Raw genomic sequence first — 13,635 nt, 5'->3', positions numbered from 1 at the left:
CCTGCGGCCCCGCGAACATCACGACAGCCGCAGCCCCAGGCCCAGCAGCACGGCCACCACCATCGCACCGGCAAAGACATCCCAGCGCCGTATGCGCCGGTAGCGCAGGAGCAGGACCAGCACGATGCCGATCAGCGTGATCAGGCGCGCCTGGAACACCGTGCCCAGCAAGAAGCAGATCACGATCTGCGCCCAGTAGGTCAGCAGGCCGGGCATCGGCGATGGGCCGGGGGCCTGTGCATCGGGGCTCGGCGCCTGTGCGGGCGGCTGCTGCGGCGTGTCCACGGCCGTCCGGGCGGCTGCAGCTGCCTGGGCGCGTGCGGCCTCGCGCTCTTGCAGCCGCTGTTCGCGCCGCTGCTGGTCGGTCTTCTCGATCACGGGTGCCGCCGGCTCGGCCGGCTGCCACCACGTCTTGCCGCTGGCCAGCGCAGGCGCCTGCCCGCTGGCGGCCAGACGCCGGAACTGTGCGCTTGCGGGCGGCTGCGCACGCGCCGCCGCGCGGTCCTGCCGGCTGGCCTGCAGCAGGGCATCGTTGGCGCGGTCGATGGGGCTGCGCGTGAGCTGGCGGGCCTGGCCCAGCAGCGGGCCGCCCTGCACGGGGTCGACCTGGTACACGAACTGCGCCAGTCCCAGCAATTGCGAGGGCTGGGCTGCCTGCCCCTGCCAGTGCGCCGGCTTGCCGGCGCTGGCCTGCGTGGCGCGGTGCAGGGCGGCGCGCAGGCGCCTGCGCGTCTCGCGCGATACGCCGGGCTTGTCCGCGTTCACCACCAGCCCGGTGACTTCCTGGCGGCGGCCCTTGCGCATCACGCGCTCCTTGTCGGGGTGGGGCGTGAAGCCTTCGTCGCGCAGTATCCAGCGCACGCGGCCCAGCAGCCGGCCCACGTTGTCGCGCGCGGCCTCGCCCGAGGCGGAGAAGGTCAGGTCGTCCGCATAGCGCGTGTACACAAAGCCCAGCTGCCTGGCCAAGCCCAGCAGGCGGCGGTCCAGGCGGCGGCACAGCAGGTTGGTGAGCATGGGGCTGGTGGGCGCGCCCTGGGGCAGCACGCGCTCGCGCGCCTTGCCGCCGACGAAGAGCTTTTCGCCATCCACCTGCCAGGCCTGGGCGCGGTTTTCGCTGCACAGCAGGGCCAGGAGGGTGGCCATGGCCTCGCCATAGCCCAGATGACGGAACACGCCCTTGATGCGGCCGAAGGCAATGCTGGGAAAGAAGTCCTTCACATCCAGGTTGATGACCACGTCGTGGCCCGCATGCGGCGCGGCATTGCTCACGATGGAGCGGCCGGCCAGGAATCCGTGCGCGGCATCGTGCGCGGGCACCTTGGCGAGGATGTTGTCGAGCACCCAGTACTGCGCGCGCTTGAGGCGCGGCATGGGCGCGGAGATCAGCCGCTCGCCGCCGGTCTTCTTGGGCAGGGTGAACGAGTGGTAGTGGTGGGTGCGGGCCACCTCGCGGTGAAAGCCCAGGAAACGCAGCTCGGCCACGGTGATGCCCATGGCATCGGCCAGCTGCGCCGCATCGGCAAGTTCCGGCAGGCCATGCCGGGCCAGCCTTTGCGGGTCGGCCTGCCGGCGTTCCCCGGCAGCAGGCGGTGCCTCACCGGCCTGCGGCCCCTGCAGGGCAGCGGAGACGCCGGGGCCCAGATAGCCCACGTGCGTGGCCCGCTTCGCATGCCAGGCCAGCGCCTTGTCGTGGCGCTCCTGGGCCTGGCGGCGTTTGGTTTCCTCGCGCTGAGCCAGCGCCTTTTGCATGCGCTCCTTGCGCATCTGGCGCAATGCGCGCTCGGGGTTCTGGCGCACGGCGATCTGCTGGCGCAGCTCGGCCAGCTCGCGCTGCAGCTCGCCCTCGCGCTGGATGTGGGCGGCGGCCAGCTGCGGCTGTCCCTCGCCCTTGGGCCAGAAGCCCAGGCGCTGCATCTCGTCGAGGATGACTTCCTGTTTGCTGGAGGCCTTGATGCGCTCGTAGATCTCGGCGCGTGTGGGTTGCGGCTGGCTCATGCGGCCACCCCGGCAAGGCGGGCCCGGCCGCTGTGCGGCGGGCAAAGAAATGGAGCGACGCGCTTCTCGTCGAAGAGCCCGCAGGGCTCACGGGACGGGAGCTGTTCGCTCGACGCCACCCCGCGACGGTATGCGTGTTTCGCTTGTGGCAAGCCACTCAGGAAAACGCATACCGTCGCTGGGGTGGCACAGTGAAAACGGCGCCCGTGGTGCATGAAACGGCAGTTCACAAGGGTGGCGAAACACCACCCGGATTGCAAGAGCCTGCGCGTCGCTCCGCGTGGCAGTGTAGAGCAATTGAAGCGGTTCACGCGATTTCTCCTTGTCCTGCGGCCTTCATCTGCGGGCCGGTCGGCTGGCGGGCGGCATCGAGCTGGGGCTGCGCCACCAGGCGCAGCGCAATCATGTGCTCGCAGGGCCCCTGGCGCAGCCGGTACTGCTGGTAGTGGTTGCAGCTGCAGCGCGCATCGGTCAGGCGCTCGTCGGCATCGAGTTCGAGCTGGGTGTCGAACAGGCGCTTGCCGTCGGCGCGCGGGATCTGGCCGGTGATGCGGCTGAACCCGTCCTTGCGGTCGATGCGCGGCGGGGCAATGGCCTTGCCGCGCACCAGGGCCAGCGCCTTGTCTTGCTCTGGGTTGGCGGGCTGCAATTGCTGCGCCGTCAGCGGCTCGCGCAGCAGCTCGCGCCAGGCGTAGCGCCCGGCGTCCAGGTCGTAGACCGCGCGCCCGGCCTGCATCCAGCGTGTCATGGCCGTGTGCACCTGGGCCGTGGACAGGCCCGTGGCCTGGGCCAGATCCTGCGCGCTGGCCTGCCAGCACGACTGCAGTTGCCGGCCCACGGCCTGGACATCGGCAGGCGTGACCTCGGCCTGCGGCGCCATCAGGTGAAAGCGTGCGCTGGCGGCCCAGTCGTTGGCGCTCCAGCCCGACAGGCCCAGCGTGACCGTGACCAGGCCCAGCTCGATCACCCAGAAGCTGGGCATGCCGCTGCCCAGCAGGTGCACGCGCACGCGCGTGGCCTGGGAGATCAGCCGCTCCAGCGTGAGCAGGCGGCGGCGCCCCCACAGGCGGATGGTGCCGCCGCCCGTGCCCATGGCATCGCTGACGACGTGCGAGCGCCGGGTGGCCAGGCGCTCCTCCCAGGGCTCGAACACCACGGTGGGCGGCTGTCCCGGCGCCAGCTCGAAGCGCAGCGCGCGCGGGCCATGGCGCTCGCGCCGGGCACGCAGCCGGGCGCAGATGTTGAACAGGTCCATGGGGTGCAGCTCCAGCACGGTGGCGGGCAGGGCCATGGCGCTGGAGACCTGCACGAAGCCGCGCAGCCAGCTGTCGGGCAGGTCGATCTTTTCCTCGCGCAGCGCGGGGTCGCCGCCCACCTGCACGGCAAAGCCGGCCGGGTCCAGCGTCAGCCGTGTGTCCCGGTAGTTGCGGATCTTCTGGAATTCTTCGTAGAGGCTGGCCGAGTAATCGATGTTGGTGGTGCCGCAGATGCGCTCGCCCGCATGCTCGAAGGCCTCGTGCCGGATGCTGACCGCGCAGTAGCTGGACTCGTCCTGGCTGAAGGCCTCGAACAGCAGCCGGTCCGGGTGCACGGTGATCACGGGGTCCAGCACATACCAGGCATCGCGGTTGGCCACGAACAGCCAGTCGAAGTACTTGCGCTGGGCCTTGTAGAAGGGGGAGAGCACCTGGTTGCGGGTCTCGCGCAGGTTCTTGAGTTCGGCGCTGATTTCCTTGGCGCGCGCCTGGGCGCCGCCGGTGTCGGCCATGAAGGTGGCCAGCATTTGCGCTTCGTGCTCCTGCAGCCATTCGCGGTAGGCCGTCTTGTCGCGGCCGCGCGTGCGCAGGTCGCTGACGACCACGCTGTGCAGCGCGGACAGCCCTTCGCGCACCTGCAGGTAGGCCGGGCCGTCGCGCCGGAGCAGGCCGTCGAAGCGTGTGGGTGGGCGCAGCAGGTCGGGCGCGAAGGAGAAGGCCTGCTCGGCCGCCGTGTCGTTGACCTGCGTGCTGCCGTAGTACTGATAGCGAAATTCCATGTCCGATCGACTCCGTGCCTTGTTGCGGCGCTCAGGTTGAAGACGGGGCCTGGCCGCGCCGCTCCGCTGCCAGGGGCTGCATGAAGCTTTGCGCCAGCTGGGGATGGCGCTGCACGATGTCGCGCAGCCCGGCCACATAGTCGGGCTGGTCGGCATGGCTGGCGCTGACCACCTGCCGCGCAAAGATGGCCGCCACCACGGCGGCGGTCTCGGGCGCCTGCACCTGGCTGCGCAGGAAATGCAGCACGCGTGTCTTGCTGGCGCGCGCGCGGTGCACCTGGCTGAGCACGGCCAGGAAGTAGGGCTGCAGCTCCTGCAGGCGCGCCGCGCGCTGCGGTGCGGGCTCGTCGGGCAGGGCGAGCAGCCATTGCGTGACGAACAGCTGCACGCTGGTGGCGGGGTGCTGGGCCAGGCGCGTGAGGAAGAGGCTGGCCTCGGGCGCGCTCATGTGCTGCGCGAGCCGCTGGCGGCCCAGGGCCTGCACCCAGGGCTGGGCGTGATCGACCCAGCCGAGCAGCAGCTGCGGCGACAGGGCGCCGTCCGGCAGCCGCTGGCCGAACATCTCGCGTGCGTACTGCTGCGTGTCGGCAAACAGGGCGTCGGCCAGCGGCATCAGCTGTTCGGCCTGCTCGGGCAGGGTCCGGTCCATGGGGGTGAGCTGCGCATCGATGCTCTGGCGGCTCAAGGCGCGCACGTCGGCATCGGCATGCCGGGCCAGCGTGGACCATTGGCGCAGCGTGTAAGCCTGCAGGTCCAGCGCCTTCAGGCCCCAGGCGCCGTAGCGCTGTGCGCCCTTGGCCTGCGCCTGCAGGGCGCGCCAGATGCCCGAGGCATCGCGGGCCGGGGCCACGGCGGCCAGCGGGCCGGTGAGCAGCCGCAGCGCCGCGTCGTGCACGCCTTCGGCCTTTTCCGCGCGGAACAGCACTTCGTGCAGGCGTTCGGCGATCTGGGCGTTGCAGCGCGTGTTGTAGAGGGGGATGCCGGCCAGGCGCTCGACCAGGGGCGCTGCCGCTGCGCGCAAGGCGGCATGCGGTGATACGGCGAATTCGGCCAGCATGGCGGCCTGCTCGCACAGCAGGTCATCGGCCAGGCTGCCCATGAGCCGGATGCCGCAGGCCATGCGCGCAGGTTCCCCGGATTCCAGCAGCCCGCGCAACGCCGCCGGGGGCAGGGTCCGCAGGCCCTGCGGATGCGCCAGCAGCCAGGCGGTGGCCATCTCCACCAGCGCCGTCACCGAGTGCGCCAGCAGGTGGTGCAGCGGCGGGGCCGGGACGCTGGCGGCCTGCGCAGCCAGCGGGCCGTTGCCATCGAACAGCGCCTGCACGGCATCGCGGATATCGGCCAGCGCGGGGCTTTCGGTGTCCAGCGTGGGCAGCGCCGCCAGCAAGGCCAGGGCCACGGCTGCACCATCGGCATAAAACAGCAGGGCCAGGCCCTGGGTGCGCGAGCTGGCGGCCGGTGACAGCAGCAGGGCTGCCACCAGTTCGGCATCGCGCGCGGCGCCTGCGCGGTCACGCGACAGCCAGGCGCCCAGGTAGCTGGCGGCAGGCCCGTCGCCGCATTGCGCAAGCGCCAGCAGCCAGGGCCGGCGTGCCGCATCGTCGGTCAGCGAGACCATGCGCTGCTGCGCGATCTGAAGGCCCAGCGCAGCCGCCGGTGCATAGGTTTTGTGCAGCAGCGGCGCGGTGGCCGCTGCATCGAGGCCGTCCAGAAAGGCCTTCTGGTCCTGCAGGGCGCGCGTGAGCGACCACAGCAGCAGCGTGGACTGCGAACGGCCCACCAGTTGCAGCAGTTGCCCGGGGTGGGCGTCCCACATGGCCGAAAGCCCTTCCACGCGCTGCGCGGGCAGCTGCTGCAGGTCCAGCGGCTCGTCGGTGTACCAGGTGTGGGCGCGGGCCGAGGCATGCAGTTGCGGCCAGCGTGGCAACAGCAGCCGGGCGGCGAGCAGCCAGCGCGATTCGGGCAGGCGGCCGGAGCGCGAGGCAGGCTGGCCCGCGCAGCAGCGGTCCATGGCCTGGAGCAGGGCTGCGGCATGGGCGGCGCTTTCGCTGTGGTCGGCCGAGGCCATGCGCCGCAGCTGGCGCCAGCCGCGCAGGCGCAGGTACAGCGAGGTGTCGCGGCTGAAGACGGCACCCTCGTCGCGCGGGCCATCGAAGCGCGCATGCAGCACGGCCAGCAGGGCGTGGTCGCGCCGCCACTCGGCACGCTTGTGGATGCGCCGCAGGGCCGGCCACCAGGCGCGCGTGAAGGGGATGCGCTCCATCCAGGCCAGCAGCTGCTGGTGGACGGCGCCGTCGTGCGCGCCCAGCGCATCGGCCGCCAGCAGCGCCTGTGGCCCAAGTGCCTGGAAGAAGGCCTGTTCGGCCTGCGGTCCGTCCTCTTTCGGGCCGTTTTCCTGCGGGGGGATCCCGGCCCACTGCGCCTGGTACTCCTGCAGCGCCGCCTGGCGTTCCTGCGGCGCGAGCAGGGCCAGCCAGGCCTGGTGCGCCAGATCGCGCGTGGCCTCGCTGGTGCCGCGTTGCGAGAGCGCCTGCAGGGCCACCGCCGCGCCGCCATCGCCCAGGCGCCCGATGAGGTAGGCCAGGCAGTAGTCGAGCAGATCGTCCCCGGTGCCCAGCAGCGCCACCAGGCGTGGAACCTGGGCATGCAGCAGGCGCTGGGCGGCGCCGCCGCGCGCGGGGTCCGCATACTCGGCCAGCCGCCACACCAGCCGGGCCTGCTGGCCCGAGGGCATCAGCCGCCAGGCGCTGCCGTCCAGGCGTTTGCACAGGGCGGAAATGGCGCCGGCCTGCAGGGCCGACTCCGGCAGGCCTGGCGGCACCGTGGCCTGTTCCCGGGCCGGGCTGGGGGAGGACGCCGGGCCTGCTTCAGCATCCAGCTCCGCAAAGCCCTCATGGGACTGCAGCACATCGCCCGCGCCCAGGCGCTGGCGCAGGTAGGCCAGCGCGCGCTGGCGTGCAGGCTCCAGCGCCTGGGGCAAGGGGGTGAGCGTGCTGTCATCGACCTGCGCGACGACGCCGGCCTTCAATTGCGTGACCTGCAAGGTCACGACATGGCGCGCTGCGGTGGCCGTGGTGTCGCCGCCCGGCATCTCCAGGGCCAGCACCCTCACGGTGCTGATGCGTTCGTTGCGTCCCTGTGGCCGGGACAGTGTGGCGTGAGCAAGCAGATTCATGCGGCAGGCATCCAGTGCTTTTCCATGGAGGGTGTCGGCGTTCGTCGGCGTTCGTCGGCGTTTTTTGGCGGTACCTGGCGGTTCCTGGCAATGCCTGGCCGCCACCCTGGGTCAGATGGCCTTGCAGTGTAGTGGTGGCGTCCTGCAGGTGCGGCAACGCGCGTGTGTCCGTCTGTGCGCGCCTGTCCAGGTCTTCTCAGGTCGTTCCTGGTCAATTGCCGCTGCGCTTGTCCGATCCGGCCAGCGATGTCCCCGGCAAACCGTCCTCAATTTTCGTGGTGTCTTTGCGCGCGGATCTTGACTTCAAGTTCACTTGAACTTGAAGAATGCAACCCATTGTGAGCAACCGCCTGGAAGGCCTCCAGTGCCTGCGGTCCCGCCCCTTTTTCCGGCCCCGCCGCAGCCCCGGCAGCAGGGCCTTGCCCATCCCCCTCAAGGAGAGTCGATCCATGCCCGTTCTTCCACCGCCGCCGTTGCGGCGTGCCCTGTTCGGAGGCGCCCTGGCGGCGCTGGCCCTGCTTGCCGGCTGCCGCCCGCAGGCCGTGGGCGATGCCCACGCCAGCGACGGCCCGCCGCCTGCGCCCGAGGTGCTGGTGAGCGAGGTCGTGCCGGCCAGCGTGCGTGTCTGGGACGAGTTCAACGGCCGCATCGATGCCGTGGAGTCGGTCCAACTGCGCCCGCGCGTGTCGGGCTATATCGAGCGCATTGCCTTCAGCGAGGGGCAGGAGGTCAGGAAGGGCCAGTTGCTGTTCGTGATCGACCAGCGGCCCTACCGCGCCGCCCTGGCCAGCGCCGAGGCCGAGCTGGAGCGCACGCGCGCAGGCGCCGCGCTGGCCCGCACCCAGGACCAGCGCGCCCGCCAGCTGGTGGCCGAGCATGCCGTCTCGCGCGAGGAGGCCGATACGCGCGCCGGCGCCCTGGCCCAGAGCGCCGCCCAGGTGCGCGCCGCCGAGGCCGCGCTGGCGGCAGCCCGGCTCAACCTGGATTTCACCGAGGTGCGCGCGCCGGTCTCCGGCCGCGCGGGCCGCGCCCTGCTCACCGTGGGCAACCTGGCCCAGGCCGACCAGAGCGTGCTGACCACCGTGGTTTCGCAGGACCCGGTGTATGTCTACTTCGATGCGGATGAGCACAGCTTCCTGCGGCAGCAGCAGGCCGCCAAGGACACCAAGGGGCGGCCCGGCGTGCAGCGGCCCGTGCGTGTGGGGCTGGCTGGCGACGAAGGCTTTCCGCATGCGGGCAGCCTGGACTTCACCGACAACCAGCTCAACGCAGGCACGGGCACGGTGCGCATGCGCGCCCGCCTGCCCAATCCCGACCGCCTGCTGACGCCGGGCCTTTTCGCGCGCGTGCAACTGCAAGACGCGCAGGGCGTGGGCGGCGAGCGGCAGACGCTGCTGATCGACGACAAGGCCGTGCTCACCGACCAGGACCGCAAGTACGTCTATGTGGTGGGCGAGGGCAACAAGGCCGAGCGCCGTGACCTGGAACTGGGCCGCATGGTCGATGGCCGGCGCGTGGTGGACAAGGGGCTGGCGGCGGGCGACAGCCTGGTGGTCGGCGGCCTGCAGCGCATCTACTACCCCGGCATGCCCATCAGCCCCAAGCCTGCGCCCGGCGACGGGCAGGCGGCGGTGGCCAAGGCGCCGGCCGTGGCCGCGCAGTGAACCGGGAAGCACCATGGACTTCTCCAAATTCTTCATAGACCGGCCGATCTTCGCGGTCGTGCTCTCCATCATCCTGTTCGCCGTGGGGCTGGTCGCGATTCCGCAGCTGCCCGTGGGCGAGTATCCCGAGGTCGTGCCGCCCAGCGTGGTGGTGCGCGCCACCTATCCGGGCGCCAATCCCAAGGAGGTCGCCGAGTCGGTGGCCGTGCCGCTGGAGGAGGCCATCAACGGCGTCGAAGGCCTGATGTACATGAAGTCGGTCGCGGCGTCCGACGGCAGCCTGCAGGTGGTCTCCACCTTCCGCCCCGACGTCGACCCCGACACGGCCGCCGTGCGCGTGCAAAACCGCGTCAGCCAAGCCCAGAGCCGTCTGCCCGAGGAGGTGCGCCAGTTCGGCGTGACCACGCAAAAGCAGTCGTCCACGCCGCTGATGTACGTGGGCCTGGTGTCGCAGGACGGCCAGCATGACGCGCTGTACCTGCGCAACTACGTCACGCTCAAGATCAAGGACGTGCTGGCGCGCATTCCGGGCATTGGCGATGTGGGCATCTACGGCGCGGGCGACTACGCCATGCGCGTGTGGCTGGACCCGGACAAGGTGGCCGCGCGCCAGCTCACGGCGCCCGAGGTGATTGCCGCCATCCGCGAGCAGAACATCCAGGTCTCGGCCGGGCAGTTGGGCGCGCAGCCCAGTCCGCAGAGCGCGGACAAGCTGCTGTCCATCAACGTGCGCGGGCGGCTGAAGACGCCCGAGGAATTCGGCAGCATCGTGCTCAAGGGCGGCGCGGACGGCCAGGTCGTGCGCCTGGCCGACGTGGCGCGCATCGAGCTGGGCGCCAGCGACTACACGCTGCGCTCGTGGAGCGACAAGAAGAACATGGCGGCCGTGGGCATCTTCCTGTCGCCCGGCGCCAATGCGCTGGGCGTGGCCGAGCAGGTCTACGCGGCCATGGACAAGCTCTCCCAGGACCTGCCCGAGGGCGTGGCCTTCGAGACGGTCTGGGACCCCACGGTCTTCGTGCGCGACTCCATCAAGGCGGTGCAGAGCACGCTGATCGAGGCCGTCATCCTCGTGGTGCTGGTGGTCATCGTCTTCCTGCAGACCTGGCGCGCCTCCATCATTCCGCTGCTGGCCGTGCCCGTGTCCATCGTCGGCACCTTCGCGGGTCTGTACCTGCTGGGCTACTCCATCAACACGCTGACCCTGTTCGGCCTGGTGCTGGCCATCGGCATCGTGGTGGACGACGCCATCGTCGTGGTGGAGAACGTGGAGCGCTACATCGAGGAAGGGCACACGCCCCTGGAGGCGGCCCACCTGGCGATGAAGGAGGTCTCGGGCCCCATCATCGCCATCGCCCTGGTGCTGTGCGCGGTCTTCGTGCCCATGGCCTTTCTCAGCGGCGTGACGGGGCAGTTCTACAAGCAGTTCGCCGTGACGATTGCCATCTCCACGGTGATCTCGGCCATCAACTCGCTGACGCTGTCGCCCGCGCTGGCGGCCAAGCTGCTGCAGCCGCGCGGCGCGCCGCGCGATCCGCTGGCGCGCGGGCTGGACCGCAGCCTGGGCTGGCTCTTCCGGCCCTTCAACCGCTTCTTCGACCGCAGCGCCCACGGCTACCAGAACTCGGTGGGGCATTCGCTGCGCCGCCGGGGCCTGGTGTTCGCGGTCTATGCGGCGCTGCTGGCGGGCACGGCCGTGCTGTTCCAGGCCGTGCCGGGCGGCTTCATCCCGCTGCAGGACAAGCTGTACCTGTTCGGCGGCGCCAAGCTGCCCGAGGGGGCTTCGCTGAACCGCACGGATGCGGTCACGCGCCAGATGGTCGATGCCGCCAAAAGCGTGGAAGGCGTGGACATGGTCGCCGCCTTCGCGGGCTTCAACGCGCTGCAGTCCACCACCACGCCCAACCTGACCAGCGCCTACATCATGCTCAAGCCCTTCGGCGAGCGCACGCGCAGCGCCGAGGCCATCAATGCCGAGCTGGGCGCCAAGTTCTCGCAGATCGAGGGCGGCTTCGCCTATGCGCTGATGCCCCCGCCCATCCAGGGCCTGGGCAACGGCTCGGGCTACTCGCTGTTCCTGCAGGACCGCGCGGGCCTGGGCTACGCGGCGCTGCAGCAGGCGCTGCAGGCCTTCCAGGCCGAGATCGCCAAAACGCCGGGCATGACCTACCCGGTCAGCAGTTACCAGTCCAACATCCCGCAGTTGGAAGTCAAGGTGGACCGCACCAAGGCCAAGGCCCAGGGCGTGGCGCTGACCGACCTGTTCCAGACGCTGCAGGCCTACCTGGGATCGGTCTACGTCAACGACTTCAACGCCTTCGGCCGCGTCTGGCGCGTGATGCTGCAGGCCGACGCGGACCACCGTCAGACCGTGGAGGACATCGCCAGTCTGCGCACGCGCAATGCACGCGGCGAGATGGTGCCCATAGGCTCCATGGTCACCGTGGTGCCCAGCTTCGGCCCCGACCCGGTGCTGCGCTACAACGGCTTTCCGGCGGCCGATCTGATCGGCGACTCCGACCCGCGCGTGCTGTCCTCGGGCGAGGTGCTGGCCAAGCTCCAGGAGATCGCGCAGCGCACGCTGCCCCGCGGCATCGAGCTGGCCTGGACCGACCTGAGCTACCAGCAGGTGGAGCAGAGCAACGCCGCAGCCGTGGTCTTCGCCATTGCCGTGATGCTGGTCTTCCTGGTGCTGGCCGCGCTCTACGAAAGCTGGACGCTGCCGCTGGCCGTGATCCTCATCGTGCCCGTGTGCATCTGCGCGGCGCTGTTCGGCGTCTGGCTGGCCGGCGGCGACAACAACGTCTTCGTGCAGGTGGGACTGGTGGTGCTGATGGGGCTGGCCTGCAAGAACGCCATCCTGATCGTGGAATTCGCGCGCGAGCTGGAGCTGCGCGGCGTGGGCATCGTCGATGCCGCGCTGCAGGCCTGCCGCCTGCGGCTGCGGCCCATCGTCATGACCTCGATCGCCTTCATCGCGGGTGCCGTGCCCCTGCTCATCGGTGGCGGCGCGGGCAGCGAGGTGCGCGCGGCCACGGGCGTGACCGTGTTCTCCGGAATGCTGGGCGTGACCCTGTTCGGCCTGTTCCTCACGCCGGTGTTCTACGTCACGCTGCGCCGGCTTTCGGGCCGCGCGCTGACGGGGCATGCGCCTGCGCATTCCACCGGGCCTGCCCAGCCCGCCTCCCTGGAGTCCCTACATGCCTGAGATACGCAAGTCCCTGAGCCGCCACGCGCTGGCGCTGGCATCCGCCGCCCTGGTGGGCGGCTGCGCGGTCGGCCCCGACTTCAAGGCGCCTGCGGCGCCGCGGGCCGCAGCGCAGTTCGCGCGGGCCGAGCCTGCACCGGCCACCCCGCAGGCCGAGCCCGACGCCGCCTTCTGGCGCCAGTTCCAGGACCCGCAGCTGACGCAGCTGGTGGAGCGCGCGCTGGGCGACAACCAGGACCTGCAGGTGGCGCTGGCGCGGCTGGACGGTGCCCAGGCGCTGCTGCGCGAAAGCCGCTTCGACCAGCTGCCCACGGTCACGATGTCGGGTCGGGCCACGCAGCAAAAGCTCAGCGAGAGCGAGGCCTTCTATGGCCCGCGCAGCCAGCGCAGCTACACGGCCGGATTGGCCGCCAGCTGGGAGATCGACGTGTTCGGCCGCGTGCGGCGCAGCATCGAGGCGCGGCATGCCGACCTGCGCGCCGATGCGGCCGACCTGGCGGCCCTGCAGGTGGCCATTGCGGCCCAGGTGGCGGGCAGCTACGCCGACCTGCGCGGCTGGCAGCAGCGCCTGGCCTTGGCGCAGGCCAATGCGGCCAACCAGCAGGACACGCTGCGCCTGGTGCAGCTGCGCCTGGCGCACGGCAGCGGCACCGAGTTCGACCTGGCGCGCGCCCAGGCCCAGCTGGAGGCCACGCGTTCGCGCATTCCCGCGCTGCAGGCGCAGATCGCCATGGCGCAGCACCGGCTGGCCGTGCTCACGGGCCAGGTGCCCGAGGCGCTGATTGCCGCGCTGGATGTGCCTGCCGCCCTGCCGCAGCTGCCGCCGGCCATCGACCCCGGCACGCCGGCCGGCCTGCTGCGCCGGCGCCCGGACGTGGCTGTGGCCGAGGCACGGCTGCATGCGGCCACGGCACGCATCGGCGTGGCCACGGCCGACCTGTTCCCGCGCCTGTCGCTGGGCGGGCTGCTGGGCAGCACGGCGTTGCATGGCGGCGCGCTGTTCGAGGGCGCCAGCGCCCGCAGCAGCGTGTTCCTGGGCGTGGACTGGTCCTTTCTCGACGTGGGCCGCGTGCGGGCGCGCATCGCTGCCAGCGAGGCCGGCGCCCAGGCTGCGCTGGCCCAGTACCAGCAGACCGTGCTGCTGGCGCTGGAGGACACGGAGAACGCCCTGGTGCGCCTGCAGCGCACGCGCAGCGAAGACGCCCACCTGGCGCAGGCCGCCGAGCAGCGCCAGCGTGCCGAGCAACTGGCGCAGCGCCGCTACCAGCTGGGCAGCGTGGGCCTGTACGAAGTGCTGGATGCGCAGCGCGACCTGTATGCGGCCCAGGACGCGGCCGCCGACAGCCGTGCGCGCGGCCTGCGCGCCGCCGTGGCGCTGTACCAGGCCCTGGCCGGCGGCTGGGACGGAAAGCTGCCGCCGGCCTGAGCGTGCGGCGCGCATTGCCACAAGGGACGGCCAGGCGCCGTCCCTTTTTTCTTGTCCGGCGCACCCGGTGAAAACCACGAGGACCAGGGGCTTGCCTCATTTTTTTCTTATCGGATAATTTTCTCATTGGAA

Annotated in this window: 6 protein-coding genes; 3 read left to right on the top strand and 3 right to left on the bottom strand. The window is 71.0% G+C overall.

The genetic code is table 11. The annotated features are described in order from the left end of the window. Positions 1-18 precede the first annotated feature (18 nt). The 3 genes from ACUTR7_RS21805 to ACUTR7_RS21795 all read right to left on the bottom strand — a co-directional run bounded on the left by ACUTR7_RS21805 (position 19) and on the right by ACUTR7_RS21795 (position 7,205). Positions 19-1,995 (bottom strand): reverse transcriptase domain-containing protein, encoded by a 1,977-nt coding sequence (locus tag ACUTR7_RS21805; protein WP_445609811.1) that lies wholly within the window; start codon positions 1,993-1,995, stop codon positions 19-21. 307 nt (positions 1,996-2,302) lie between these two features. Next, entirely contained in the window at positions 2,303-4,030 is a 1,728-nt protein-coding gene (locus tag ACUTR7_RS21800; protein WP_445609810.1) for an SWIM zinc finger family protein, read from the bottom strand. Between the two features lie 31 nt (positions 4,031-4,061). Next, positions 4,062-7,205, bottom strand: a complete 3,144-nt coding sequence (locus ACUTR7_RS21795; protein WP_445609809.1) for a hypothetical protein — start codon at positions 7,203-7,205, stop codon at positions 4,062-4,064. A 449-nt stretch (positions 7,206-7,654) separates the two neighbouring features. On the opposite strand from ACUTR7_RS21795, the gene ACUTR7_RS21790 reads away from it, so the two are divergent. From ACUTR7_RS21790 to ACUTR7_RS21780, 3 genes are read left to right on the top strand one after another with little or no spacing between them, the layout of a single operon-like run. After that, complete coding sequence (locus ACUTR7_RS21790; protein WP_313236446.1) at positions 7,655-8,869, top strand: efflux RND transporter periplasmic adaptor subunit; 1,215 nt, start codon at positions 7,655-7,657, stop codon at positions 8,867-8,869. Between the two features lie 13 nt (positions 8,870-8,882). Next, positions 8,883-12,077 carry an efflux RND transporter permease subunit gene (locus ACUTR7_RS21785; protein ID WP_445609808.1) on the top strand — a complete coding sequence of 1,065 codons (3,195 nt, stop codon included), beginning with the start codon at positions 8,883-8,885 and terminating at the stop codon, positions 12,075-12,077. Continuing rightward, a complete protein-coding gene (locus ACUTR7_RS21780; protein ID WP_043823460.1) occupies positions 12,070-13,503 on the top strand; it encodes an efflux transporter outer membrane subunit in 1,434 nt (477 codons plus the stop codon). The genes ACUTR7_RS21785 and ACUTR7_RS21780 overlap by 8 nt, the downstream gene beginning before the upstream one ends. Positions 13,504-13,635: the final 132 nt, after the last annotated feature.

The sequence above is a fragment of the Delftia sp. NA_296.1 genome (assembly GCF_052692095.1).
Note: the sequence above shows the minus strand (reverse complement) of the source record. Positions and strands in the feature narration are given on the sequence as shown.